24 protein-coding genes and 2 pseudogenes are annotated in these 26,371 nt (G+C 45.7%); 6 read left to right on the top strand and 20 right to left on the bottom strand.

Translation table 11 applies throughout. From position 1 onward, the window contains the following. Window positions 1-24 precede the first annotated feature (24 nt). The gene (locus tag LOK74_RS24335) at window positions 25-132 is read right to left on the bottom strand and encodes a helix-turn-helix domain-containing protein (protein ID WP_420908771.1); all 108 of its coding nucleotides are present in this window, start codon (window positions 130-132) and stop codon (window positions 25-27) included. 381 nt (window positions 133-513) lie between these two features. Here LOK74_RS24335 and LOK74_RS02170 point away from each other — a divergent pair, with 381 nt between their 5' ends. Further along, window positions 514-1,422, top strand: coding sequence for a class I SAM-dependent methyltransferase (locus tag LOK74_RS02170; RefSeq protein WP_230044995.1), 909 nt, complete (start codon window positions 514-516; stop codon window positions 1,420-1,422). Between the two features lie 77 nt (window positions 1,423-1,499). Here the strand turns inward: LOK74_RS02170 and LOK74_RS24330 are convergent, their stop codons facing one another. The 5 genes and pseudogenes from LOK74_RS24330 to LOK74_RS02155 all read right to left on the bottom strand — a co-directional run. Continuing rightward, the gene (locus LOK74_RS24330) at window positions 1,500-1,637 is read right to left on the bottom strand and encodes an IS3 family transposase (RefSeq protein ID WP_420908714.1); all 138 of its coding nucleotides are present in this window, start codon (window positions 1,635-1,637) and stop codon (window positions 1,500-1,502) included. 269 nt (window positions 1,638-1,906) lie between these two features. Continuing rightward, on the bottom strand, window positions 1,907-4,522 hold the full coding sequence (gene ppsA, locus LOK74_RS02165; RefSeq protein WP_230044994.1) for a phosphoenolpyruvate synthase: 2,616 nt from the start codon (window positions 4,520-4,522) through the stop codon (window positions 1,907-1,909). A 328-nt stretch (window positions 4,523-4,850) separates the two neighbouring features. Further along, window positions 4,851-5,663 carry a DUF4367 domain-containing protein gene (locus LOK74_RS02160; protein ID WP_230044993.1) on the bottom strand — a complete coding sequence of 271 codons (813 nt, stop codon included), beginning with the start codon at window positions 5,661-5,663 and terminating at the stop codon, window positions 4,851-4,853. Window positions 5,664-5,931: 268 nt separating this feature from the next. Further along, window positions 5,932-6,052: pseudogene (locus LOK74_RS24150) on the bottom strand (VOC family protein); the annotation flags it as partial. A gap of 240 nt (window positions 6,053-6,292) precedes the next feature. Further along, window positions 6,293-6,442 (bottom strand): annotated as a pseudogene (locus LOK74_RS02155) (sporulation protein YhbH); the annotation flags it as partial. A 954-nt stretch (window positions 6,443-7,396) separates the two neighbouring features. On the opposite strand from LOK74_RS02155, the gene LOK74_RS02150 reads away from it, so the two are divergent. Continuing rightward, the gene (locus LOK74_RS02150; protein WP_230042332.1) at window positions 7,397-8,617 is read left to right on the top strand and encodes an IS256 family transposase; all 1,221 of its coding nucleotides are present in this window, start codon (window positions 7,397-7,399) and stop codon (window positions 8,615-8,617) included. 224 nt (window positions 8,618-8,841) lie between these two features. Here LOK74_RS02150 and LOK74_RS02145 read toward each other — a convergent pair whose 3' ends face one another. Further along, window positions 8,842-9,504, bottom strand: coding sequence for a DUF2290 domain-containing protein (locus LOK74_RS02145; protein WP_230044992.1), 663 nt, complete (start codon window positions 9,502-9,504; stop codon window positions 8,842-8,844). After that, window positions 9,497-11,590 carry a DEAD/DEAH box helicase gene (locus LOK74_RS02140; protein WP_230044991.1) on the bottom strand — a complete coding sequence of 698 codons (2,094 nt, stop codon included), beginning with the start codon at window positions 11,588-11,590 and terminating at the stop codon, window positions 9,497-9,499. The genes LOK74_RS02145 and LOK74_RS02140 overlap by 8 nt, the downstream gene beginning before the upstream one ends. Before the next feature lie 533 nt (window positions 11,591-12,123). Between LOK74_RS02140 and LOK74_RS02135 the strand changes: the two genes are divergently transcribed. The 4 genes from LOK74_RS02135 (at window position 12,124) to LOK74_RS02120 (ending at window position 15,137) form a co-directional block, all read left to right on the top strand. Beyond that, window positions 12,124-12,345, top strand: a complete 222-nt coding sequence (locus tag LOK74_RS02135; RefSeq protein ID WP_230044990.1) for a hypothetical protein — start codon at window positions 12,124-12,126, stop codon at window positions 12,343-12,345. Window positions 12,346-12,364: 19 nt separating this feature from the next. After that, complete coding sequence (locus LOK74_RS02130) at window positions 12,365-12,874, top strand: type II toxin-antitoxin system PemK/MazF family toxin (protein ID WP_230044989.1); 510 nt, start codon at window positions 12,365-12,367, stop codon at window positions 12,872-12,874. 117 nt (window positions 12,875-12,991) lie between these two features. Further along, the gene (locus LOK74_RS02125; RefSeq protein WP_230044988.1) at window positions 12,992-13,162 is read left to right on the top strand and encodes a hypothetical protein; all 171 of its coding nucleotides are present in this window, start codon (window positions 12,992-12,994) and stop codon (window positions 13,160-13,162) included. A gap of 310 nt (window positions 13,163-13,472) precedes the next feature. Then, window positions 13,473-15,137, top strand: coding sequence for an IS1634 family transposase (locus LOK74_RS02120; RefSeq protein WP_230044987.1), 1,665 nt, complete (start codon window positions 13,473-13,475; stop codon window positions 15,135-15,137). 116 nt (window positions 15,138-15,253) lie between these two features. Here the strand turns inward: LOK74_RS02120 and LOK74_RS02115 are convergent, their stop codons facing one another. The 12 genes from LOK74_RS02115 to LOK74_RS02060 all read right to left on the bottom strand — a co-directional run bounded on the left by LOK74_RS02115 (window position 15,254) and on the right by LOK74_RS02060 (window position 26,136). Then, window positions 15,254-16,132: a DUF3991 domain-containing protein gene (locus LOK74_RS02115; RefSeq protein WP_230044986.1), complete on the bottom strand. Its 879-nt coding sequence runs from the start codon at window positions 16,130-16,132 to the stop codon at window positions 15,254-15,256. A gap of 43 nt (window positions 16,133-16,175) precedes the next feature. Beyond that, window positions 16,176-16,553, bottom strand: coding sequence for a hypothetical protein (locus tag LOK74_RS02110; RefSeq protein ID WP_230044985.1), 378 nt, complete (start codon window positions 16,551-16,553; stop codon window positions 16,176-16,178). Further along, complete coding sequence (locus tag LOK74_RS02105) at window positions 16,550-17,698, bottom strand: hypothetical protein (protein WP_230044984.1); 1,149 nt, start codon at window positions 17,696-17,698, stop codon at window positions 16,550-16,552. The genes LOK74_RS02110 and LOK74_RS02105 overlap by 4 nt, the downstream gene beginning before the upstream one ends. Before the next feature lie 18 nt (window positions 17,699-17,716). Continuing rightward, on the bottom strand, window positions 17,717-18,634 hold the full coding sequence (locus LOK74_RS02100) for a M23 family metallopeptidase (protein WP_230044983.1): 918 nt from the start codon (window positions 18,632-18,634) through the stop codon (window positions 17,717-17,719). After that, window positions 18,634-20,316 (bottom strand): VirB4 family type IV secretion system protein, encoded by a 1,683-nt coding sequence (locus LOK74_RS02095; protein ID WP_230044982.1) that lies wholly within the window; start codon window positions 20,314-20,316, stop codon window positions 18,634-18,636. Before LOK74_RS02095 ends, LOK74_RS02100 begins: the two co-directional genes overlap by 1 nt. 115 nt (window positions 20,317-20,431) lie before the next feature. Then, a complete protein-coding gene (locus tag LOK74_RS02090) occupies window positions 20,432-21,070 on the bottom strand; it encodes a TraC-like domain-containing protein (protein ID WP_230044981.1) in 639 nt (212 codons plus the stop codon). A gap of 2 nt (window positions 21,071-21,072) precedes the next feature. Beyond that, window positions 21,073-21,303, bottom strand: a complete 231-nt coding sequence (locus tag LOK74_RS02085; protein ID WP_478213053.1) for a hypothetical protein — start codon at window positions 21,301-21,303, stop codon at window positions 21,073-21,075. 81 nt (window positions 21,304-21,384) lie between these two features. After that, entirely contained in the window at window positions 21,385-22,236 is an 852-nt protein-coding gene (locus LOK74_RS02080; RefSeq protein ID WP_230044979.1) for a conjugal transfer protein TrbL family protein, read from the bottom strand. A gap of 16 nt (window positions 22,237-22,252) precedes the next feature. Next, window positions 22,253-22,582: a hypothetical protein gene (locus tag LOK74_RS02075; protein WP_230044978.1), complete on the bottom strand. Its 330-nt coding sequence runs from the start codon at window positions 22,580-22,582 to the stop codon at window positions 22,253-22,255. 3 nt (window positions 22,583-22,585) lie between these two features. Beyond that, complete coding sequence (locus tag LOK74_RS02070) at window positions 22,586-24,487, bottom strand: VirD4-like conjugal transfer protein, CD1115 family (protein WP_230044977.1); 1,902 nt, start codon at window positions 24,485-24,487, stop codon at window positions 22,586-22,588. Between the two features lie 3 nt (window positions 24,488-24,490). Next, window positions 24,491-25,753: a MobP3 family relaxase gene (gene mobP3, locus LOK74_RS02065; RefSeq protein WP_230044976.1), complete on the bottom strand. Its 1,263-nt coding sequence runs from the start codon at window positions 25,751-25,753 to the stop codon at window positions 24,491-24,493. Next, window positions 25,750-26,136, bottom strand: coding sequence for a hypothetical protein (locus tag LOK74_RS02060; protein ID WP_230044975.1), 387 nt, complete (start codon window positions 26,134-26,136; stop codon window positions 25,750-25,752). The genes mobP3 and LOK74_RS02060 overlap by 4 nt, the downstream gene beginning before the upstream one ends. Window positions 26,137-26,371: the final 235 nt, after the last annotated feature.

The following is a 26,371-nucleotide window of genomic DNA, read 5'->3' as shown; positions in this document are numbered from 1 at the left end:
CAGTACGGTACGCCAAGCCCTTCCCTACTGCTGGGCAGACTGATTTCTCTCTTTCCAAAAGTAATGAAACACCGGGCGACAGCATCCAAACGTTTGCCAGGAAAGCTGCTTTTGTCCATCGTTGGGACAGATGCAAAACGAAACGCTTTATAGTGCAACACGCGAAATTGATCCACCACCGATTGACAATTGCTTCTTTCATTGTAGCACATATGTTCGTGATATTGCACCATGTCAATTCATCTCCCTCTCCCGGAAGAGGGCATCTCTTCCGGGAACTATGCTAAAATGCACTTAAAAATGGGTCAGTTATGGAACAGCAAGCAAATAAACCGCGAGTTATAGATCGGAGAATTCCACTCCACACGTTCATAAAACAAAATCCTTGACAAAATTTTATTTTTATGGTAATATTAAATTTTAATTGTTTGAAATTAGTGGTGTGTTTGGTATACTCTTTTTAGGTCGCCTCTCAGTCGCTGAGAAGATTGGATCGAAAAGGAGGATATCCATATGAATGAAAGTCAAGTTAGTCTTACTGCCATCATGACTGCCTACTTACGTGCCCACCATGCCATAGGCGATACCCCCAAAATTTTTGATGACTTTCTCGCCCATCGTTTGATCCCAGAGGAAAGACGTGCACTGATTGAACAAGGATTTTCCCAGGCTCAGCAGATGAATGTTCCTGCAAGCAGCATACAAAACGCAGACCAGACCACGAATCCAAATGCCTTGCTCTCTTTTTTGCAATCCATCGGGTTGCCCAATGTCCTTAGCCGTTCCCGGTATACCGAAGACAATCTTGAGCAGGCTGTAAAGCAAGGGGTGGAGCAGTACGTAATACTTGGAGCCGGACTGGACACCTTTGCTTTTCGTCGTCCGGATCTCCTCAGCAAGATTCGGGTATTTGAAGTGGATCACCCGGCCACACAAGCTTTCAAACGCGATCGACTGGCCGAGTTAAAGTGGGACATCCCTGCAAACCTTCACTTTGTACCTGTTGATTTCACACAGGAGAGCCTGGCTGATGCTCTCAAAAGAACGCCGTATGACGAACAGCTGAAAAGCTTCTTTAGTTGGCTTGGCGTCACCATGTACTTAACCAGTGACGAAGTGTTCGCTACCCTGCGATCGATTACCGATATTGCCTGTGCAGGCAGCTCAGTTATTTACGATTACTTTTTGCCTGAAGAAGGTACGCCGCATATGAAAGAGATACGAGAGGAGTTACGCAAGATCGGCGAGCCGATGAAAACGACCTTTGATCCGTCAACACTGGCTTCTGAACTGGAACGGATAGGGCTCCGCCTCCAAGAGAACCTGAGTCCGTCCGATATTCAAGAACGCTATTTTCAAGGTCGAACCGACGGGTATCATGCGAATGAAAATGTGTGCCTGGCGTGGGCGGTAGTAGAGTGAAGGATATGTGCTTCCGCGTTGGAAAATAATTGAAGTCGGGTTGAGTGGTCTGAACCCCTTTAGCGGGACACAGAAAATCAACTAGACGAGTTTACCTGTTGCCTGTGTTCTGCAGGCGACAGGTGATTCAATTCACTCTGATTACGTTCATTGTTGTAATAATCCGTAAAGCCCCCAAAAGTCCAGAATTGAGTTATAGACTTTTTGAGGGGCATCCTTCAACTCATTTTTCGCATTAAGTTAACGGGGTATCATCATACTATCTACGAATTCCCCCAGTTCATGTCACAACGAGGACAAATGAGTGCATAGGAAGTGGTTCGAGTGGATCAAATTTTCGAGGACTCTTGGTGGAATGATAAGGAGAACAGAGACAGGTTAAAAATTGCAATGTATGGCGTCGCTGATGTGGCTAAGTATCTATGACAAGTTGCATACAATGCCTACCATTATGACAGAGGCTCTTACTAGACGTATTCAGCCCTTACAATATTTCGATATACCCTTCTGTTCCATGCACGCGAATTCGTTGCCCATCTTTTATCAGTTTGGTAGCATTTTCTACTCCGACAACTGCTGGCAAGCCATATTCACGTGCGATAACTGCTCCATGAGTCATTAGTCCACCAACTTCAGTGACCAGACCTTTTATGGATACAAACAACGGTGTCCAGCTAGGATCAGTAAAGGAAGTGACTAATATATCTCCATCTCCCAGATCAGCATCTTCCATGTTTAAGATGACACGTGCTCGCCCCTCTACAACTCCGGAAGAAACAGGCAGACCTACAATAGCTTCGGCTGGGAGATTTTCTCGTTTGTACTCACCTACAATGATTTCACCATCAGACGTCATAACACGTGGCGGAGTTAGTTTTTCATATAATTTGTACTCGTCTTTTCGTTTGCTGATGATTTGGTAATCCAGTGTATTTGTGCGTACGACTTCGTGAAGTTCTTCAAAAGTGAGATAGTATATATCTTCTTTTTCATGAATAACGCCGGCTTGTACGAGTGGTTCGGCTTCTTTCAGTAAAGCCTGCTTATAAACGAAGTAGCGATGAACCATGCCGTATTTGGGATATTCCCTATACCCGCTGAAATTCCGGATCAGGTCGATCATTCGTTTTGTTTCTTTGGCTTTTTGTTCACCATCCGGCAATTGCTTCAATCGATCTAATATCTCTTGTTCTTTTTTCAAAGCTTCCTGTCGCCCTTGCTCAAATTTCCGATTGCTGGCATTAGGCTCAAAGTTTTTGATGTTACCCAGAATCATCGGGACAAGTGTAATTGGTTTTTCACTCCATCGAGCTCTAGTAATGTCGATTTCTCCGGCACAACGCATACCGTATTTGTTGAGATAAGCATAGATAGCGTCTTGGGCTTCCTTTCCACCATCAAACTTAACCAGATCATCCAAAAAGTTATCGTCTTTTACATGTTGTAAATATTCAATTACTCCCGGATAAGGACGAATCACATCTGCGACATCCAGTAACGCAAGACCCATTTCCGAAGTAATATTGTTTGGTACAGATTGAGAAAGCGTGTCTGCTACATTTTTTTCACCTAACCACTCGTTCATCTTTTCATTGACCCATGATGAAGCATTCATAGCAGTCATAATCACAGCCGAACTTTGTGGATCAAATAAAATCTTCTTTAATTGTTGGATATCTTCTAGAATAAAATCAAATAAATCCGATCCTGATTTCGTTTGGATGTTATGCTTCAACTCTTCTATCGATGTTTGACTGCGCTTCATCAAATCAGAAACGATTGTCGGATCGTTTTCGAGTTGTACTTGAAAACCGGGGAACGACATGTCTTTATTGCTTTTACCGAGACTCGGTTCTTTTTTATCATTCGGTAACGATTTTATAAAATCTCCCCGCTCTATTATGGTCATGAGTGCGTCTTTTATGAGCGGATCGGATTGTCCCAGGGTATCTAATAAAATTTCTCTGCTGACAGGGGAAGCCAGATTATTTGTAACATCAACAAACAACCTTCCACCAGCTTTACGCATGGGTGCAGGAGTCGTTAACAGGTAAAAAGACAATCCCAATGGTTTCATGGGATCGGTCATCATTTGTTGGTGACCAACAGATACATAAACGCGATTTCCCTGATCATTTGCTTCAGGAATGGGGTATACAGTAGTGATTGGCCGACTCTGGACAATATAAAATGTATCATCAACCAAACACCATTCGATATCTTGTGGGCAACCAAAAGAAGTTTCGATCTGCCTTCCAATACGTGCCAGTTGTAAAATTTGTTGTTCAGTAAGTGTTTGAGTCTTTTGCTGATCAGGATCGATCTGCCGCGTCTTTGTTCCGCCTTCTTTTCGTCCATAGATAGCCATTTTTTTGGTTGCTATCCTCTTTTCGACGATTTGCCCTTCCTGTACTTTATAACAATCGGCAGATACCAAGCCAGAGACCAGTGCTTCACCAAGTCCAAAACTGGCATCGATTGATAGCAACTTTCGGTTAGAAGTAATTGGGTCAGCGGTAAATAAAATCCCTGAAGCCTGCGGGAAAACCATCCTTTGAACGATAACGGATAAATAAACTTGACGGTGGTCGAAGCCGTTTTGCATACGGTAGATTACCGCGCGATCCGTAAATAGAGAAGCCCAACATTTGCTGATATGCTGCAAGATCGCTTCTTTACCGATGATATTTAAATAGGTGTCTTGTTGACCGGCAAAAGAGGCATGTGGTAAATCTTCAGCAGTCGCACTTGAACGCACTGCATAAGCATGTTCATCGCCATACCGGGACAGATAGTCGGTAACTGCACTCTCAACATCGGAAGGAATTTCTACCTCCATAAGGATTTGCCGAATCTTCCTGCTGATTTCACCAATTTGGTCTCGATCTTCTACTTTTAGCATGGTTAGTCGATCCAACAATGCTTGAAACGTTTCGTTTCGTTCGATGGCTTTTTGATATCCCACTGTTGTCACACAAAATCCTTCTGGTACTTGTATGCCCTGAATTTTTGATAACTCCCCTAAATGTAACCCTTTTCCGCCAACGAGCAAAAGCTGTGTTTTTTCCATTTCCTGAAAACCGAGAACCAAAGAACTCACTTCTGCATCTCTCCTAACCATTAAAAATGAGAAAAAACATTTGACAAGAGTTTATCGGCGTGGTACACTTAAAGTGTAAGATGCAATTATTGTGCGCATTAAATTGTAAGCAGTCGTGATCTGATTATATCATCGTATCTGTTTATTTGCAATATAAAAAGAGCCTGGTGAAACTATCCAGGTTCTTTTTATATTTCCCGCTATGGTCCGGATTCCAAGGTTTGTTCCGTAAAAAACAGTGCCCTCCACATCACGAATGGAGAAGGATGATATTCCATCAACCAGGAGGGCGAGGGTCGTCAAACGCCCCCCTGGCTGATTCGCGAATTTACTGCTGCAGGTACGCTTTGGCCATTTCAATCAATTCTTCCTTGCTGACCGGATTGCCGGTTTCGATATGGTAGCGGATTGTTTGCCCGGTGCCGGGTACGTCGTAGATCCACATCACGTTTTTCCCGGCCCCGAAGTCCGTGTACCAGATATCGACTCCGTTTACAACCAGTTTTTCCCGTTGGAAGTCCGTATCTTCGCTGAAGATAAGCGTCTCTTTGCCGCTCGTGCGTAACATCGAAACGCGGACGTCTTTTCCGTTTTGCGTATACGTGCTATTGATCTGCCAATGATCTTTCGACAGCTCCACAGGCTGCATCGCATAATCCTGTTTCGATTCCTCGGCCTGCTTCTTCAGCTTTTCCGCCAGTGCCGCCTTTTCTTCCGGAGAAAGAGGGTTCACATACGTCATCGGGGTGAACGTGACGGCGGCATCCTTGAACGCGTATCCCCCATTCAAGCTGTCCAAAATTGTCACGTATTGCCCTTCCATCTTGGCCCGCAGTGCGGCAGAATCAGTAACGTGCAAGGACTTGTCCTGGGTGTACAGTTTCATATCCGGCAAATCGGAAACGATGTAAAAGATGGCGGCTGTCCCCTCTTTCAACAGCTGATCCGCATAGTCAAAGCTTTTTCCCTTGCGTTTCATCTCTTCCATCGTAGGCGGCGTGTAGTTCGCCTGTTCCGGTGTTATTTCCTCAAAGACGACTCTCCCTTCCTTGTCCGTCAGGGTAAAGTTCGTCGCCGCAAACGCGGTGGATACTGTCAAAAGCATGCCTGCTGCTGCCAATACGCCTACTTTGAATTTCACAAAAATCGCTCCTTTTTTTCTGTTCTGCGTACAGTTGCTTCATCACGGTTCCGGTCAATTCGACCTCGGGAATGCGCGGGTCATGCTGCCTGCTGTAGATCAGCCACTTCCAAACTCCTCATCCCTCTCACCCTATACAACGAACCAGCCTCTACGAAACGTGACAGAAAAAAAAGTAAGGTCAGCGGAACTGGAGACTACTTGGGAAAATGGTTATCGAAGCCAAAGACAGCCTCATAAACATACAATATCGCTCAGCATCTTGTTCGGGCGCATAACGGCTATCGATCAGGCCCACTTGTGATGATAGCCGCCGAGTCGAACCTCGACATATCCCGGGCGTTCGAAATATGGGACGATATCAACAACTCAACGTACCACTTCTTTGCCGTGGGTGTCCCAAAAGCAATTTACTGGTTTATCCAGCCCCGCTTTCCTGTTGAAATAATCCTAATAGCAAACATCCCGTCCCACTATTATTAGTGAAACGGGATGATTTCGTTCATTTTTGGGATTCAGTCATTTGGGACTACCCTTTTGGGACAGCCTCTTGTTTGTTGATAACAACTGCTTCCGTATAGGTCATTTGGCCATTTTCCAAGTGATCGTCAACAACTATTCTGATTGGTTTACGCCGATACTTCCTTCTTCCCAAAAAACGTCCTGAACGCCTTATACACCTCACCCTTCTCCCGGATCACACAATGCATGAACTTCGGCTCCTTGATGTGCCGATAGGCGGACATCAGCGTGCTGTGCCTGTTGTATTGGTTGACCTCTTGAGGATATATACGTTCTAAATCCTGATCCGTTCAGTTAAGCTTCTGTCCGGACAACACTGAAAGACTTTTCTTCCATTACCCATTGGTGAATTTATCCATAGCCCCTTCCCCCATGTTACAATATCCACGGTGGGGCCGCTCGATGTTATAGTGTACCACCATGCTTCGAGATTTCGTAATTATTCACGAAACTTGATCCGGAAAAACTCATCGAACACGGTACGATTAAAACGTTCTACGAGTCCGTTGGTTTGGGGACATCTCACTCGTGTTTTTCTGTATTCGATGTCGTTCACAGCCAAGTACAGCTCATACGGATGGGTATCCCGACCGCAGAACTCCCGGCAATTGTCCGCAGAACAGCCGATTCCGTAAGACCGTGTTCCGATAAAACGGCAGCACGTCGTTATAGAGAATGGTTACCGTACATTCAGGCAGTTTCCGGTATGCAGAAACCCAAATGCATAACTGCCGGTACGTATCGATGATCGCTTACAGGTAGATTTTGCTCACTCCCTTTAAAGATCCCGACAAAAAACTTATTCGAGCCAGCAACTCTCCTAGACGGCCGATTTTCACATGGCGTTCGCGATAAACAGGGATTCGCCTTTTCAATCGGGACCGCTTGCTCCGCTGTCAGCTCCATAGGGGCTGCAACACTTTTTCTTCCATCCGTTCGCATTGGGTACCCATGCCGTGCTTGTTGAGGATGTTCTGAATCGTGGGAGGACTGACTTAGGTTCCTTGCAGAATGAGCATATCACTCAGCCGGGTACAACTCCATGTAGGTTACTCGGGCTCATCTCCAACAGCTTGTTCACCACCTCCGGCGGAGTGGTCCGGAGAAAGGATTGGCGGATAGGTGGAGATCTTTCAGCGAGTCTATAAAATATTTTGTGTAAACTCTCAACCTACTCATTTACAATTAACTTAGAAAGGTTGGGATTTTTTATGAGCCTCATACCAAAAGAGCAACTCAGGCAGTGGATTAAGGAAAAGAACATGAAGTCGATGGAGGATGTGCAATCAGCTTTAAAAGAGCTGTTCGCTGACACCATCCAGGAGATGCTGGAAGCCGAATTGGAGACTGAACTTGGCTACGCGAAGCATGACTCCAAAAACAAACGAACCACGAACAGTCGCAATGGATACAGCAAGAAGACCGTTCGTTCCGAATATGGTGATATCGACATTCAGGTACCACGGGATCGAGAGGGAGAGTTTGATCCCGTTATCGTGAAGAAACACCAGTCAAACGTTACAGGGATCGAAGATCAGATTCTTGCCATGTACGCCAAAGGGGTATCCACTCGCGACATTCAAGATCACCTGCAGCAGCTCTATGGCATTGAGGTCTCGCCAACACTCATTTCCAACGTAACGAACAAAATCATTCCCTTGATTAAAGAGTGGCAGAATCGTCCCCTGCAATCGGTGTACGCTGTCGTTTTCATGGATGCGATTCATTTTAAGGTAAAGCAGGACGGAGCCATCGTCAATAAGGCTGCGTATATGGTCATTGGCATCGATCTGGATGGCCACAAAGATGTCCTTGGCATCTGGATCGGGGAAAATGAATCCGCGAAGTTTTGGCTCCACGTACTTAACGAGTTGAAGAACCGTGGTGTCCAAGATATTTTAATCACTTCCGTTGACAACCTGAAAGGCTTTACAGAAGCCATATCGGCATGTTACCCGAAGACAGAAATTCAGAAGTGCATCATCCATCAGATTCGGAATTCCATCAAGTATGTGTCATACAAGGACTTGAAGAAGATTACGTCAGAGCTTAAGCCGATCTATAAGGCTCCAACGGAGCAAGCAGCCTTAGAAGAACTCGATCATTTTGAACAGTCCTGGGGTAACAAATATCCCTTGTTGGTACGTTCCTGGCGGAACAATTGGGCCGAAATCGCCACCTTCTTCAAATACCCACCAGAGATTCGAAAACTCATTTACACGACGAATGTCATTGAGAGTTACCATCGACAATTACGGAAAGTTACGAAAGGAAAAGCTGTATTTCCAACGGACGAAGCCCTTCTCAAAATGCTTTATCTCGTGACGATGGATGTCTTACGGAAATGGACGGGACGAGTCCAAAACTGGGGACAGATCCTGTTACAACTATCCGTATTCTTTGAAGAGAGAGTACAACCGTACATTCGTTAAAATGAAAGGCTTCATCCCCAAAAAGATTGTCTTTCTCTTCGCCAATCAGGTCAAGGGTTTGCTACGCCTTACGCCCTTGACCCCCATTGGCTACGAGAAAGATGTTCCGATTATGGGATGAAACCTTTTCATATATCGGTTGATTAAGTTTACACAAAAATCTTGACAGACCCCTTTCAGCCCCTCAAACCCTCCACAGAAGGACTATTATTCCTTTATTATTATTAGAAATTGAAGTGAACAAGCTTTTCTTCATCAGATGTAATCGTTCGACCAAATGAGATATTGCTCTCATAATCATTTCGATACTCTCGATAAGCACTCGAATAGAAGTTCCTCAATATGAAATCAATGAACTTTGAAGGAGTTAAGGGTGAGCAAACAGGTATTCGGCAATTTTTATACTGACCAAATGAAGCATGGGACATTGCATGCATCTCGTCATGAACATCCGCATTAAAGTCAAATCTAATAGGTACCGGGACTATATTTTTAGCAAGTATATCTGCATAAAGGTCTGCCTTCTCATATATTTCTGGATCGTTCTGAAACTTCTCTAAGTAAGGATTGGGGAAGAAAGCTAATCTATGGGAAACAATTTCATTCCTCTTAGCCTTATACATTAGTTGAATCAATGCACCATCAATCATTTTAATATTGAAATTCCTACCATTGTTCAATTCATCGTATATTACCTTGTATTCGACATTCTTAAACACTATCGATAATGTATCTGTCTTACCCCAGTCTATTACTTCAAAGACTGTTCCTTTATCCACTATTTCACGATTAGATGGAAAGTTTTGATCGATACTTAGATTAAATGAGATCAGCAAAGTTGTTACATCCATCACTTCTGTATACAACAATTGTGAAATACTACTCATCGAAAATCACCTTCAAAGCCTCCCTTAATTCTTGGGGCAAGTCTTCAAGGTAAATTTCCTTGCGGCGAATTGCTTTAACAATCTCAGTGAGGTTCTCAATACTGGACTCAACGAACCTCTTTTCATCCCTTGTCATATCGCGATGAATAATATTCATTTTCTTTCTCATATCAGCTGTGGGATATGTGAAATGGAGTTCGAAATTTCTATCCTTTGTTTCTTGATACTCTCGAGTCAGTTTTAACATATCTTCACCGTAACCAGTCACACGAACCCAACCTTTACTCCTAGTTATTGCGGTGAATAAAATGTTCCTCTTTTTTGACAATTCCATCCCACTGTAGCAGTTCTGAGCATTTATTACATACACCATCCCTGCTTCATTTCCTTTTGCACGATAAATCCCAGTAAATGTTACCGAATCATCTTTATTAAACAAGTCAGGATTTGCTGCACCTGCCAGATGTGTATTGATGCCCATTTCAAATAATCGTCTGCGCATATTCCCCACCGCATCTTGGGTTGTTAATGGGTCAGTGTGAACAACCATGATATCCTGTGGACGCAACTCATCCTGGGTCAAATTCTTGTATATTTCTTGAACAATCCACTCTTCTTGTCGGTGAACATCTTCGAAACATTTGAACTGAATTAAATCATCAATGGGTGAATGATTTTCCAAGAACTCTGGGCTAGAATCAGCGTTCCTCCCCAGTTTTACTTTTTCTCCATCATTTAATGCGCCGTCAATAACTTGGTAGCCAACATCAAGCCATAGTGACTTATCTCCAAACATTTGAACCATGCCGTCTTCTCTGTATACCCCAAAGCCAAGAGCATGTGCAGTTGCGAGAACTGGTCTTGAGTTCCGATAACACACCCTCAAAATGATGTCTTGCTTCGGTTTATTTCGTTCATTTCGCAAAACAACCCTGGGTCTATCTCTTTCATCACACCCAAAAATTTCCTCCGTTGGTGGCATAGAATTACGACTTAATGTTTGAAGTTCGTCATAAGCAAATATTAGCCTTTTTGGTGGTGTCAAGATTTCGTAACAAAGCGTCAAGAACTCCCGCGAAAAATCTTGAGCCTCATCGATTAAAATCACATCGTACATCGGGATAAATTTTTGAATATCCGATAATGCTTTCCTGCAAACGGCCGCAAAACTCCCCTCATAAGCATTTTTGGCAGCAGTATAGTCAAAATACTCAATATCATGTTGTTTACAAACTTCGTAGTATATTCCCTTATTCGATGGACTTCCCCACCCCTGCATTATCTTGATCTTATCCCAGTCGGGTTTATCCCTTTTGTGTTCATACGTAAATCGAGTTATTAAATCTTCAAATTGCTTTTTCAATGAACGAGTATTAAATGTTACTGCAATATTCCACTCAGGATTTTTAGAATGTAAGTAAGCAACTTTTAATGCAAGTACGATTGTCTTACCTGATCCTGCTAACCCGCGTATCCTTTGAACACTATCAGAAGTTTCTATAACTGCTGCACTCTGGTTACTATCCAAGTTAGCTATAGAATCTTCTAACGATTTAAGGATTGCTCCCTTGGAGTTGGGTTTTGTTACATTTTCTCTTTTAGGTGTACTCTTGATATTTGTAACTGCTTGTATCGCCTGCAATAATACTCTATAATACTCATTGTTCTGCCAAGTTATATCGCTTAAGTAAGTATCCAAAGCTTCATGAGAAGTAACCACTTCAGGTTCATCCTCCAGCCGAGTACTCCAACCCGAAGCATAGGTAGCAACGCTTATTTTCACTTGAAGTTTTCTTCGAACACTAAGTGATTTATAATCGATTAACTTTGAATATATCTTTGTATAAAGGTCATCTCGGATCTCAGTTCGATCTTCAAAGTTGATTCCCTCAACAAGGTCAAATATAATCATCCCAAAGCTAGGGGAAACAAGCATGGCATCGATATTAATCGAACCATCAACACTACCTATGATCGGGTATCCAAGATACAAAATACCTTCTAAATCAGAACGTTGCTCAAAATAATCCACTAAGTGTTGGCTTGATATGGGTTTATTAGAACTACCGCGGATAATGGTAATCATACTGTTCCTCCAATATTCGAATCCGTCCATTTACACCTACATTTTACCATAAGTATTTTACGATTGGGATTGTCTTTATACCCCTCACAAGCGCAAAAGGCTGCATGCTTCAGACACGTTGCTTCGTATCGCATACCGTTCCATAAGCGATCCATCTGTTAGAGGCAACCTTGGTAACTGTTCCGACGATTATACCGTTTCTCTTGATATCTTAATAACCTGGCTCGTTCCTGATACATACTGTTTTCGGATTATCTGGCACCCGTTATCGCTGCGAATACTTAACCCTTGCACGTTGGAAACGGATAATCAATGGCCATGTTCACTGCTTGTAACAATTCATCCGTTCGGCAGAAACGAGAAAAGCTGTAGCCAACAATCTCTCGATCATAGGCATCAATAAAGGGGTCAGTATCTATGCTTTCCTTCATCAATATTTGGTATTAAATTGACTGGGTACCATCATACTATCTACTAATTCCCCCCAGTTTAGGTTATAATAATGACAAATGAGAGCATAGGAAGTGGTTCGAGTGGATCAAAAAATCATTCCGTTTCGAGCTAAAAGATTGCAAGCTAACCGTATGCAACTTGCTGAACAAGCAGCCTCACGTTCTTCAATGGAGAAAGCCGTTTCAAAACTATATAAGCAAACTGGTATCGACTTCTCCAAGGTTGCAATCGGTGACGAGAAAGAAAATCAGCGGCTAAGGTTTAAGCACTACCAAGACGCTGTTAGACTCTCATCTGAATAGCAGACTGGGGGGAAGGTTATTGAGAAATCCAGAATGGAACCAAAAACGTACCTTTAAACGTGGCGAGGTTTTCTTCGTCGATCTACCTGCAGAACCACCTGTAGAGCCAGATCCTTCACGTATTTTAAGGGGATCTCATCGTTGTGTTGTTCTTTTCGATAGTGATTTTCCAAGAAAGACAGTTACCATTCTACCTATCACTTCTCTTTATAATCAAGAGGGAGAGAAGAAAGAGACCACCCGTACTGATCTTATTCTATCTGCAAAAGACTATGCTGCCGCTGATAATACATACAGAGGAACCATTGTAAAAGATAGCTTTATCAAAACGGAGCAAATTCGGTCCATCTCGCGGCACCTCTTGGAGAGGAAGGTCGGGGAGTTATTGCCAGAAGATATGATCAGTTTAGATTTGCTGCTCATCTCATCACTGCAGCTGCAGAAGACCATCAGTCAACTTATCGAATATGAAGTTGAAAAGCGTTTGTTGTCAGGGGCACAAAGAAAGGATATAAATATGGAGCGATAAAAAGTTCCTGAAACGGGCGATCCCGTTAAGGAGCTTTCTTTAATTTTTCTCGATCCACTGTATTGTTTTTTGTCCCATTCCTCAATGGTACACTCAGTATATAAGGAGGGTGTTGGAATGAAAACATCATTCGTACTGGTCAAACGGGAGTTTTCGGCAGGATTGTTTGAAGAAGTTCTGCACCTCAACACTCCATTTCTCGTTGAGGCACAGGAGAACCAAGTCGGTTTCTGCTTCGCGAATCTTCCCATAAGAATCTACGACCAGGTACGAAAGATTTTTGGGTGATAGAGAAAGTTGTACTAATGGTCACTCTCCCCTACTGTACAGAGATAATAAAGTTTTAGGCCTCCATGCCGCGTAAGCGGCATGGAGGCCTAAAACAAAATTTTCATCAGACACTTACAGTCGTCCCGCCATTTTTCTGTTAAACCCGAGTTCGACAGTAAATCGGCATTTTGGGGCACATGAAAAATCAAGAATCGCATAATAGCAAGGGTCTTCGGGTTTGCCAATAGAAAAAAATACGAATTTTCATAGGCACACGTTTTGGTTTATATTTCTTGTATATAGCGATTTGTTATGATATTATATAGGCATGTATATACGTCGCGTTTCTCGAAAAAATAAAAATGGATCCACAACCGCTTACCTCCAATTAGCACACAATGAATGGGATCCCATCGCTAAACACGCCAAAGCCAAGGTCATTTACTCGTTCGGTCGCGAAGATGAAATCGATCGCTCAGTCCTGGAACGCTTGGTGCAAAGCATCGCCCGCTATCTTACGCCGGAAGCGGCTTTGCAAGTACAGAATGCGATCGGCGAAACGGCGCAGTTCCTGTTCCAGTCCAGCAAACGTCTGGGTGGGGCCTGGTTGCTCCATCAACTGTGGCACAAGATCGGCCTGGATGTGATCCTCGAGAAACTGTTCAGCGATCGCAAGCATCAAGCGTCGATTGAACGTCTGATCTTCGCCATGGTGGCGAATCGGGCGCTGAATCCCTCGAGCAAGCTGGCCATGGAAGATTGGGTGAAGGAAGATGTGTATCTGCCAGGCATAAGCGAGGTAAGCAGTCAGCAACTGTACCGGGCGATGGATGAACTGCTGGACGTTCAGTCGGAGCTGGAGCACCAGGTGTATTGCTCTGTCTCAGATTTGCTGAATCTGGAGGTCGATCTGCTCTACTTCGACACCACCTCCTCTTACTTCGAAGTCGATCCGTTCGATGTACCGGAAGACGACACCTTGCGTAAGCAGGGATTTTCGAAGGACAAACGTCCGGATCTGGTTCAGGTCGTCATCGGATTGGCTGTCACCCGTCAAGGCATTCCGATCCGCTCGTGGGTATGGCCGGGCAATACGTCGGATATGTCCGTCGTCGATCAGGTCAAGCGCGACTTGGTCGGCTGGAAACTCGGCAGAGTGATCAGCGTCATGGATCGGGGATTCTCCTCCGAAGACAACTTGCGCACATTGCAGCGCACAGGCGGTCATTATATTGTTGGGGAGAAAATGCGATCCGGCAAAGAAACGACGGACGCAGCGATGAGCCGCAAAGGCCGATACCATCATGTTCGCGAGAATCTGCAAGTCAAGGACATCGTCGTCGGTGATGGAGAAGCACGCAAGCGCTATGTCTTGGTTCACAATCCCAGGGAAGCTGAGCGGGATCGCCTTCGCCGTGAACAGATGATCGACCACCTGCAAGTGGAACTGGATGCACTCAAGCCGTTGAGCGGCCAAGCCCATACGAAGGCAACGTGTAAGTTGCGCTCCCATACGACCTACGGAAAGTATTTGCGCCAGCTCAAGGACGGGACGCTCAAGCTGGATAAGCAGGCGATCCGCGATGCGGAGAAGTACGACGGCAAGTATTTGATCCGAACTTCGGATGACACGCTTTCCGCGGAAGATGTGGCGCTTGGCTACAAGCAACTCGTCGATGTGGAGGATGCGTTCCGTACGCTGAAGACGACACTAGAACTTCGCCCGATGTTTCATCGTCTGGAGGAGCGCATTCGCGCGCATATTCTACTCAGTTGGCTGGCGTTGCTGTTGGTGCGCATTGTCGAGGTGGAAACCGGCGAAACTTGGAGTGCATTGCGCAAGGAACTGGATCGCATCCATCTCGGACATTTTTCTTCGAAAAACGGAGACGTGTACCAGAGCACCGAATTGACCGCCAAACAACGAAAAACCTTTGATACGCTTGGGATTGAGGCTCCTCCGAGGTTCCTCGAAATCCAACCCAAGTCATAGATACACGCCGTTTTACATGCTTATGCCCGAAAACCCAGACTGCACAAGGGATGACGGGCATTTCATTTACCTAGCAACTGTCGAACTCGGGTTAAACCAGCTACATCTTTATTTACTTATCTTTCCAAACATTGAGTTCCACTTTTATGAGTTAATAAGTGTTCATTCCAATCCTCCGCAGAAGGTAAAAACGCCTTGACCTCCACTTGGTGGCCAAAGCGTTCCGTAAATCGTTGGACAGCTTCTCTTCCTGGTCGATCATTATTAAAGGACAAGACAAGCCGCTTAATCAGATACTGTTCAAGTAGTTTTTCTACACTACTTATGAAATCAATCCCACCTAAGGATACCAAGATAGACTGACGGCTTTCAGGATAGAGTGTCGCAATAGAAAGAGCCTCAATAGGTGCTTCCGTTAGCGTTAAAGTTGTTTTTCCTACTGCAGCTCCCCAAATAAAGGGAAATTCTCCGCTACCAATCCGTTGTTTAAAGCTCTTGCCGGTTAGGGTTCCCCGGATCATCGCCCCTCTTGCCTCACCACTTTCATCCCGGCAAATAAAAACGGCATTCCCTTTGCAATCCTGATACAGCAGCTTCTCTCTGATTAACTCCTGGATCAGTGATACCGGAATGCCTCGCGTACGATGCAAATATGCAAATATTCTTCTGTAATTTTCAGCACGTTCGGGCAACACAACCGGCTGTTCTTGCTTGGCCTCTTTTGACAGGGATTCAGGCAATTGTACTCTCGCACCATACTTGTTTAAAGCCTCAACCGCCTCATGAAAAGGTAAGTGGAGCACCTGCATGCAGAAGTCAACGGCATTTCCACTTTTCCCATTCGCAAAATCCGTATACATATTGTCCCGCACGAGGACACCACTGTAACTGGTGAGCCGGTAATTCTTTCCCTCTTTCTTCAGGTCAAATCCCATCGAACACAAAAAAGAAGGGAGATCCGTCTGCCGCGCCTGAAGAATGACGTCACGCTCCACCATTATCACATCCTTTACTTTTTTTCTCTGGTCAGGAAAAACCTCACTCTTTGATCGGGACCTTCACAACAGCGTGTATATCATCGGGTACTTTCTTGCAAGTACCTTTCAAAATTACAATGATGCGGTAGAGATCACCTCCTTCAAGTTGAGACAACCTCATCACGGATTTTCTTTTCAATTGAGAGTCAACCTCAATTGCCAAGACTTCCCCATCCCGATGTGCCATGACATCAACGCGCTCCTGACGTCCGTCCAGGTGATAAATGGTATGTTCACACTCACAAAAGAACGATTCTTGCTCCAAAAAATCCACCAGCTCGTAATGTGCTTTGCCCGCATGGTTCGACAAAGGAACCTTAGCAATTTTTTGTAGAAGACTCACCAGGTGTTCGGGAACAAACTTTGTGCCCAACATCATGAGGATCTCCACCAAGGAAATCGAAAGGTTATTCTCTTCTTCGCTACCGACTGTGGTAAGGTTTGATGAAATGCGGATTGAAGTACACCTGCGGTTTCATCAGATAGAGAAAATACCTCCGGTTGATACGGTAACGAGTAAATCGGCAGACAATATTCTGCCATGTCCTGCTTAATCTTTTTTTCCTGACCCGCCGATGGGTGTTGTAGCAGCAATATCCAATCCTGCCGGTGTCGTGAAATAGAGTCCATCTGTTTTAGATACTCAAAATATCCCCAGGGAGAAGGAGCAACCGTCACACATCCAACAGTAGCTCTTTCCCACTCGTCTATGGTGTCATCCGACCGATCTTTCCAGTACCCGGCATCCACCACAATCCAGTCATATTTTTTCTGTTTTGTTACGTCTGTCGTCCTTTTTACGTAAGCAAAGTCGATATGCGGCATCCCTTTTACCTGAAAAACACCTTCCACATGTTCCGTTGTCAATAACGGCAAACTCCCTGCAGAGTCACCATGCTGCAGCTCCAAGCATGCCACTTTCCCGAAGTTCTGCAGCAACTGTGCTAATTGGATAGCAGCATACGTGCAGCCACTTCCTTTCGTCGCACTTGTTATCACGATGACGGGCGTTCCGATCAGCCGCTCTTTAATCACAACGCTTTTGATGTTCGCCCCTTCTGTTCCAATAGATTTTACTGTCTTGTTCACGCGAGAAAAGGGGCTGTCGTAAATATCCCATCTGGCTGCATCGGCATAGGTTGCAGCCGGTTGTGCCAGCTGTCTCTGTAACGAAGAAAGGATGAGAGAACGTACTTGCTCCTCATCCTTTCCGTCTGTTTCGATATTGACAACATCGTAGATCCCCAGGGATACACATCTAGCCAAAACCGAATCACCCGGCACCCTATTTATCCCTAACAGAATAATGCGGGTGTGAGGTCTTCTTCGCCGGTAGCTTCTAAGTGCCATCAACCCCTCGTCCTCTGCTAAGCAATCCAAGTCAATGACTAATGTTCGGATGGCAGCTCTAGCAGCAGCATCGAGTTCATCACGGATGGACGAACCATCTGATTGAAAGATAGGCGGTTCCCCTATTGCCTCCTGAATCAAACCATCCAAATTAGCGGATACGATTCCAAACACCTTTCCTCACTCCTTCGTTCAGTCATTTGAGAATAGATAAAAAGCTGGATCTACTGGTCTACCATTTACATGAAACTCAAAGTGAAGGTGAGGGCCAGTCGAGCGTCCGGTGGATCCAACACTGCCAATGAGCTCTCCTGCTTCTACGAACTGCCCTCTTCGCACCATAATGGAATCCAGATGGAGATACCTTGTTTTCGTGCCGTCACCATGATCGATTTTCACTTCGTTACCCGCGCTGCCATTCTCATCTGCAAAAACAATTTTCCCTGCCCTTGCAGCCACCACAGGTGTACCGCTCTCTGCAGCCAGGTCAATCCCACGGTGGAATTCATATCTCCCGGTAACCGGATTGATTCGCTCATGAAAACCGTCTGTGACAACCCATTGCCCTACTACAGGAAACACCAGTCCACCCTCACTAGGAACCGGCACATACCCATCAGGGAGAGAACCAACACCTCCCGTATCCCATGGCAACAATAGATATTGCTTGATTCTTTGTAGGTCACCTTCGACCAGCAGACCATCTTGTATCATTTCCTCTACGACTGTTTCGAGAGATTTCTTGTAGTAATGGGTTTCAACCTCTCCCTTCTCATTGGTCTCCTTTTCAATTCGGATGAACTTACGAGCCAATCTCCTGGCGCCAGTGGGAGATGCCTTCTGAAAATCCTGGTTGAACCGTACAGCATCAATCGCAACAAGTTCTTGCCATTCAGTCCTGACCCCTGTATCCTTTTGTATCGCGTCCACTGCATTTTTATAAAAATCCATCTGACTCGGTTCAATCGCCGGCACGTGTAAGACCGATATGGCAGATGAAATCATCACATAAAACAGCACGAACGGCAGGAAGATAAGCCCGATCACACCTGCCATCGCGTTTCGATTCTTCGGTAAAAGAAAGAGTAAAACCCGGATGGCAAGTGGCATTACAAGCCACCCGCCGAACCGAAAATCTCCAACTCCTCTGTCGTCGGCTCGATCTTCACATACAGCCTCCGGTTACCTGCGATGAGGAGAGCATCCCCACGCCCTCCTTTTTCGAGCAAATCCACTTCCTGCTCGGATAAATGCAGAAGGGGAGTCAGGATCTGAATGTCCTTCTCCCCTTGCGGCATGATGACCTTATACGTTGGGTTATCGATAAGTGACTGACCGTATAGTCGTACATCATCATGGAGCAAATCTTCAAAGTTATGAGTGATGAAGAATAGGCCCCCTCTGTATTTCCTGATTCGTTTCGAGATATTTCGGACGGTCCGTAGAGCATCGGGTGCTTTCGGATCCGCAATGAGATATCCCTCGTCCATTCCAAATAGAACTTCTATATACCGATTAAACGCGATTTCGTTCCATGCCCACGTGAGCATGTTGAAGTATTGGGCTGCAATGACATTCTGACTTCCATCCATTAAATTCTTGATGTCCAGAACGGTAAATTCTGCTTGATCCGTTATCGTGGAATGCCCTGCCCACAAAGCCGAATCGGCTCCTTTTGCGGCACTGCGCAGGCGTAGTCCAAGTCGCTCCCATTCCGCTGCCTTCCTGCTACTTTGTTCAATCCACTCATGTAGATGTCCAATATGTGGCCAAGAGTCGTTAGGCACGTCTTCGGGTCGTGTGGTCCATTGAATGTCAAAACGGTGGTACACCTCCTCCAACGCCATTTCCAACCGAGCCTGATCCTCCCCAGTCAAGTCACGTAAGTAGAGAGAAAAAAACGTTCGCAACGTTTGGAAGTGATGCGCAAGAGGACGGTACTCTGCCAACCCATTTTCAATGGCTTCCTCCTCTTCATCGTCCAACGGTACGATGCGAACTTGCAACGGATTAATGCGACCACCGGCTCCTCCTCCGCAATTAATCCAGTTGCCTTTTACGTACTGACACAAGTCTTTGTACTCTCGTTCTGGATCAATCTTGATGACTTTTCTGCCTTGACCGTATTCGTTGTAAATGATTTTTTTCACGGTTGTGGATTTTCCGACACCCGGACGACCGGTGAGCAGCATGTTCGAGTTTGTGCGACTTCCCTCGCGCTTCCAAATATCCAGAAGAACGACACCATCTGATCGATCCGTTCCCAAAAGGATACCCCTGCCATCGTTTAAGTTACTTGAGGTAAATGGGAAAGAACCAGCTACACTTTCAGCAGGCATATTTCTAGCACCCATTTCACGGATCGACTTTGGCAACGTTACCCAAGGACCCGCTGCCTTATATCCATCTTCCTGCCGATACACAGCTGTACGCACTCGCAGCTGTAAACCAGCTAACGTCTGCTCTACATTTTTCACTCTTGCTCGTAGTGTTTTTTCATTAGGAGCAGTTACCCCAAGAACAACGGTTACGTGGAAAACACATTGCTGCTCATCCGTTATTTTTTTGACCAGTTCCTTCGCGTGGTTAAATTTCTTTTCCGTCATCATCGAAGAGTATGGATTACCGCCTTGCAGGAGTTTTCCTTGCAGTTCTCCCATGGCTACTTTCAAATGGTCCAACAGGTCTGCAGAGGATGTGGATTCTACGTGGATGCTGCATACCACACCAGGGAGATTGGCGACACGGGAGAGCCAAGCCACTTCTACACTCTCCGGGTAATCGACGATCACCAGAATCTGTTGATATTGGTCACCCACTACGACCCGCCTTTCCTCAAATTTCAAAGCGGATGGGCTGATCAAGTCAAGAAAGTTTCCCATGGCCGGAGCCGTTTTTTTCGGATTCTTAGCCAAGTGCTTTCATCCTTTCCGGATTCAAAAATTGTGGCGGTAAATAATCTTTGGTATCTTCCGGTATCCGTTCGTAAGCGGCCTGAACAGGATGGGTGAAGACAAATTGCATGTCCATCAACTCCTTGTGATCACACACGTAACAGCCGATTCCCTTGTTTCGCAGTTCCGTTACCAGATGCTTGACGAGTTCGATCAGCTCCGCTTTGTGTTCTGCGGCAAATAGAATAAAAAATAGCGTTTCCAGTGACTCGCCGGAAATCGCCGTTTGTGCAGCTTGTTTAATTTGTGACTGAAGAATTTTCTTTCGAATCGGATCCTCAGTTTTGGCCTTTATCTCTTCCAAATGGGACATGTACCCATCCAAATCTACTGAGCGGCCAACACAATAGATCTGATAGTGACCACGGAGTCCGTTTTGCACTTCCTTGAGATGGTGGATTAATCTTTTCCGCTCTCGTTGACTTAATAAATCAATATTTTTTGGAGAAACTCGTATTCCTGCAACATGCCAGCGATCCTGACGAGTCATATGGTGCTCTGCCACGTCCTGAACCGGTATCCAGGATTGGACGCTTCCTTTCTGATGATGTTGCGTTATCTTGCGAGGGAGGAACTCCTTCAGCTTATTCAAGTTCATACCCGATCTCCTCCAAACTTATACAAGTATCGTTTCTTCGAGCGACGAAAACGATGAGCCATCCACAACGTATCTAGAACCGATTGTTTGGTCATTGGGTGCGGCTGGATGAGGAAAAACGCCCCGATAATCGGGGCAGCCAAAAGGATCAGTCGAATAAACAAACCAGTAGAGAACAAACCCAGTAGAAAAAAGAGGATCAGTCCGACTCCCACACCAGCCAGCATGACCACTATCTCTTTCCATCCTACCCCGTCCCGAAATTCGAATCGTGTGTTCACATTTTTGGGGATTAGGTACATTCCCTATCACCTCTTCATCAAGAGTTTTGTAAGCACCGTTTGCGCCATATTCACCGTTGTTCTCCCAACTCCGCTGCTCGAATATGCTACATACATTTGTATTCGTTGCGGTAGCCTATAAGCGACAAACATCAATAAGATAAACAGAAGTAATTTTAACCCAGGCGTCCCGTTTACATCAGTCCAGAAGACAAAGGCACCCTTCAAAGTCAGTAATTGTACCCCAGGCAATAAGGTGGTACCCAGTAGGTCTTTCCACCATATTTGAAATGAACTGGATTGGGGATTCGTCAACCCCAATGCCATCCACATACCAATTAACACCAGGATGCTGGTTTCAATGGCAAAGATAATACTTTGAAACACAACAAGTAGATAAATCAGCAGAGCGGCTATGACCCCTAGAAAGAGGGTACCGGGTAGAGTAAGGCAATTGAGAAAGAAGTTCAGGAGCGCATCTTGCTCAAACCCCAAATCTGTCCCTGGTAACTGCGTAATGTCTCTCTGAATAGATAGACCAAACATCCACACCTGTTGTACAATCCACGGAGCTGTCGCGATTATTGCCCCAGACGCAATCCCCCCCTTTAGCAAACCTTCTGGATCCGCATCCGGATCTCCGTTTAATCGCAGGATGTGAGTACTCCAGGCTTCAAAGGAGATTTTTACCACCAATACTAAAGCAGCGATCCCCTGAACGTAGAGGATCGCTTGCGTAAAATAATGGCTTGCTAACAGGTCAAGGATGATTTCACGCAAATACACGAGTGCTCCCATGTATTCGTTGACGATTGACTCCACCTGTTTCTGCATGGAGTACATCACGGATTCATGGATCAGCTGTTTTATCCAATCCAAGTGAAATACCCCCTTCTTATATGTCCGCAGTCACACCGTAATAGCTCAAAACGAGTTTGACAATAGCAGCCGAACACTCACCAATTATCGCAGCCCAGATATACTTTTTGATCAGCTTGTCCTTGGCTGCGATCTCTGCCGGTTCTTCCGTTCCTTTCTTTTGAAAATTTGCCCATGCAATGGCTACGGCAGCTGCAACGGGAATCAGGATCAGAATCCAAAACAACGCATCATTGAGCAGAGCTTTCGTTCCTGTCACTAAAATATTGTCTTTGGCGGCATAAACAGCATATGTCGTCATAAGTTGACTGACAAACAGTATGATAGCGGCAAGATATTTCTTCATGTGTTAGTCCTCCTTATCTTCATCGAAGATTGATTTTTTCTTTCTTTCTGGCTCATCCGGATATTCGTAGAGGGGAGTTTCGTCTGACTCTTCCATTCCCGGAATCCATACCCGAACCGGTTCGGACGTTATGGGTTTGTCGTAATGATCGTCCGCCTCTTCCAAGTCTCCATCTGCTGGCCAGAAAGAAAGGTCAGGTAATGGAGTAATCGCCGGAAATTGCCTCGCTTGCAGCACCAACGCCTGATCTTGGGGAAATCGCAGGATCTCATCCGGCATCAACAGCGGGCGGCTTGTTAAGCCACTTGAATAGCCAGTTGAGATGCTCTTCGTCTGCACATTGGCCGAGTGATTTTGTGTCGCAACCGTATATTTTCCCGTCATCTCACTCAACTGCTTTGCTGTATCAATATCCCGTGTCAAAAGGTATATCCATGTCTGGCAGTTCCCGATGATCGTCGTGTAATCGTCTTTATATTTTTTGCGGATTTGACCAAGATCCTGAATGATGAGATTAAACAGAATCCCCCGTCCCGCTGATACCGTAATCTTCGTACCGAAGTCAGGAACCGGTGGTAGGTTTCCAAATTCGTCCAAGAGATAGTGCACACGGACAGGCAGGCGTCCGTGGTTCTGGTTTGCCAATTGGACTAGAGCCTCATAGGTTTGCGAAACGTACAAAGTTGCCAGCACATGCCTTGTTGATTTCTCGTCCGGGATGATCATAAACACCGCCGTTTTTTGTCTTCCAGGGCCCGCGAGGTCATGGTCTTGTTTACTCGTCATCCGAGCTATAGATGGATCCGCAAAAAGTCGAAGGTCAACGGTCGCCCCACCCAAGAAGCTAGAACGCATTTTCTCTGGAGAGACTCGAGCAGTTGCTAACGCCATTCGTGCCACGTGCCCCATGGGAAGATTCCTCAAATACTGCAGCAAGGGATTATAGTCCATTCCATTGGGGAGCTGAATCGTTTCTCCCATTTCTGACAGGATGGTGTAAACAGAATGAAGGTGTTTCTCCTCATCCATTTGGGCTTCTGCGGCAACTAATTGCATGAGTGCAGCAATGATACTCTCTTGCCCGTTTGCCCAAATCGGATCACCATTATGCTGCTTTTGATGGACGATGGTATGAGCGATATCCCAGGCTGCCTCGGAAGCTCGGGCATATTCATCTTCTTCCATCCCCCGGATGATGGGATCCATCAGGTTCCAGTAATTTCCCCTTTTTGGATTACGGAAATCAAGCATTACCACTTCGTATCCACGCTCCCGTAAATATTTATGGGAACGTGCGTACAGCTCCCCTTTTGGGTCTGAGAGAATCATGCTCTCCCCTTTTTGGGCAATGCTCCATATACTCGGCAATACCAACCTGCGAGACTTCCCAGACCGAGTTGCCCCGATGATCAGGTTGTGGCCATCTCTGGTGATTTTCCAGACCTTCAACTTTTTTCTCCCGGCGTTCCTCATGCCGATAACTAATCCGGTTTCTTGTGGTGGCTTATTGGTATACCAAACCGTAGTCGAAGCATCCAGCTCCTCCTCGGTTTGCCACCGACTTGTACCGTGTTGTCCATCACCTGCTGCTTCTGGACCACCGACTCCCTCCCGCAACCGTCTCTTTTTTTGCCGGAGGACCTTGTTCTCTGGTCGCCAAAGAAATTGGAGGAGAAAGGCCCCCACGATGACCTGAAGCAACAAAAAAGTTTTGAGCAAAGTCGGATCGCTCAAAACGTTTAGGTATGTGCCGATCGGTTCAGTTGTCACGTGTGATAACCACACATCCTGCAAGCCACGAATCGTTTGGGTTTCTTTCAGCAACCACAAGAACGCCAGCAGATACGGAAGAAGTACCACTTCGAGCGAAATCAATGAAAACGCAAACCGAGCTTTCTTTGACACGGGTCATATCCCCCTTTCCTTGCTCCTTTTTCTCTTTCTTCCGTTCTTTCGCTGTTTCCATGCTGCTTTCGCTTCGGCTTTATCCCTCTCCCGTTGGATGGTACGAAAGATGCTGCCGAACACAAATTGGGAAACGGATACCGAAGCTGATATCGTATGTACCGGGTCATGGACCACCTGCAAGCTCTCTTCCTGCTCTTGATTCCTACCCCGATCGATATCCGCTGCCGCTTTTAGCAAGACCTGACTTACCCGTTTTTGGAGATCCTCATAAGCACTTTTCTGCGCTTCTTTGCGTTTATCTGGATGTAGTACATGGATTCGTGCTAGTCCCTCATGAGCCTGTAAATAGTTCCGAACATGCTGCTTTACTCCAGGTTGTTGTAAAACCCAATCGGCCATATCCATTACTTTCTGCTTGACCTCTTCCGGCATAAACTTGAACACGATCCGTCCTCTCGTCGGCATCTGCTGCGCTAGCGCATCAAGTCTCAATTGCAATTCACGGGCGAGTGCAGTGGGGGCACCAGGCGCAATCTCCTTGCCTCCCTGTCCCGTCATCTTGAGCTCCAGGACCACATCCTCTCGGTGTTGTTGTAGATCTTGCCGTAATGACAATATCTTGTCCACGTCTTCTTTGACCATCTCGCGGACAAGGTCTCGTTCCGCTGTTTTTTCTCGGCTGAGGTGCAATCTCTCTTCCGCATAGATTTCTTTAGCCAATGTGCGACGGACGTCCTTTCGTTCTGCATGTGAAAGTTTCCCTCTTGTTCTCTTCGGTTCCTTTTCCCACAGCATGACGTGTACATGCGGATGACCAGGTTCTTTATGAAACGCGGCACACCACCGAAGGTTTGAAAGTGGTATGCCCATTTTGTCTGCAACATCTGGAAGAGCGGCACGTAATTTTTGTTCCCACTGTCGGCGGGTCGTCATATCCAAACGTTTGGCATCTTCCTCACGTAGGCTAACGATGAGCCTCCAAACAACACCTTGATGTTTTCCTAACTCCTTTTTGATGTCATCCAGATGCGTTTCCTCCGTAGGTCCAAATAATCCGTGACTCCCCGGACGCTCCTGGGCGTATTTAATGTGGCCAACAGCTGTCCCCGGATCGATGAAATCTTCGTAAAGGGGCTCTACTTCTTTTACAGCTCCCGGCCTGGTCGCAATGTAATTGACGTGTGCTTTGTTTTTGGCTGTATTCGCCTTAGTGGACGTATAAAAGCCAATCTTCACGACGAGTGGGCTTGCAACCCGGCTCACAACGTGTCACCTTCACGTTCCTGCAATAGAGCGACAGCTTTCTTTCGTGCCTTGGTGTAGATATCCTGTGAATCATAACCGGCCTCCTCGATGACCTGCATGGACATGTACATCGACGTTCCGGAGGTGACAGCAACCTTCGCGTTGATTTTTGCCAATCTGTCTTCTAGGGGTTTGAGTGAATCCCGAAGACAATCTCGCAAGGTAGCCGCTACGTAATCCATCCCGTCTTTAGCTGCCTCTTCGGAGACTGAGCGAACAATAATTTTTCTTGCGACCTCGGCCATCGTCTCCCCTCTCCGATCTGCTATTTTCTTCAAGATCTCGTAAATGTCTTCCGTCACCACAAAACGAAGTTCTGGCTTTTTCTTGTAACGCGGCACGTTCCCTCTCCTTTCCCCAATGATGTGTAGACGGAGGTCAAAACCCTAGTTGCATCAAGCGTTTTTATGCAAAAACGGATGAAAGATACAACATCTGATCTTTCCTCCGCCACCTTACGGATGTTTAAAAATGTATTGTTGCAGGCTTTGTCTGCAATCTGTGGATGACGGGGCGGAGCCCCCTTATCCTGCCTTCTAAATCTACATAGGGAGGCCCTCTGTTTGGGTGGATTCT

The organism is Brevibacillus humidisoli (genome assembly GCF_020923435.1).
GTDB classification, from domain to species: domain Bacteria; phylum Bacillota; class Bacilli; order Brevibacillales; family Brevibacillaceae; genus Brevibacillus_E; species Brevibacillus_E humidisoli.
The sequence above is the reverse complement of the archived record's forward strand: the minus strand, read 5'-3'. Positions and strand labels throughout refer to the sequence as shown.

Coding starts and splice junctions, on each gene's coding strand:
- LOK74_RS02140 (WP_230044991.1), bottom strand. CDS start 11,590: ATGATTACCATTATCCGCGGTAGTTCTAATAAACCCATATCAAGCCAA.
- LOK74_RS02110 (WP_230044985.1), bottom strand. CDS start 16,553: ATGATGTTGGGCACAAAGTTTGTTCCCGAACACCTGGTGAGTCTTCTA.
- LOK74_RS02120 (WP_230044987.1), top strand. CDS start 13,473: ATGTATATACGTCGCGTTTCTCGAAAAAATAAAAATGGATCCACAACC.
- LOK74_RS24330 (WP_420908714.1), bottom strand. CDS start 1,637: ATGCCCCTCAAAAAGTCTATAACTCAATTCTGGACTTTTGGGGGCTTT.
- LOK74_RS02100 (WP_230044983.1), bottom strand. CDS start 18,634: ATGCCACTTGCCATCCGGGTTTTACTCTTTCTTTTACCGAAGAATCGA.
- LOK74_RS02170 (WP_230044995.1), top strand. CDS start 514: ATGAATGAAAGTCAAGTTAGTCTTACTGCCATCATGACTGCCTACTTA.
- LOK74_RS02075 (WP_230044978.1), bottom strand. CDS start 22,582: ATGAAGAAATATCTTGCCGCTATCATACTGTTTGTCAGTCAACTTATG.
- LOK74_RS02125 (WP_230044988.1), top strand. CDS start 12,992: ATGAAAACATCATTCGTACTGGTCAAACGGGAGTTTTCGGCAGGATTG.
- LOK74_RS02150 (WP_230042332.1), top strand. CDS start 7,397: ATGAGCCTCATACCAAAAGAGCAACTCAGGCAGTGGATTAAGGAAAAG.
- LOK74_RS02145 (WP_230044992.1), bottom strand. CDS start 9,504: ATGAGTAGTATTTCACAATTGTTGTATACAGAAGTGATGGATGTAACA.
- LOK74_RS02085 (WP_478213053.1), bottom strand. CDS start 21,303: ATGCTGGCTGGTGTGGGAGTCGGACTGATCCTCTTTTTTCTACTGGGT.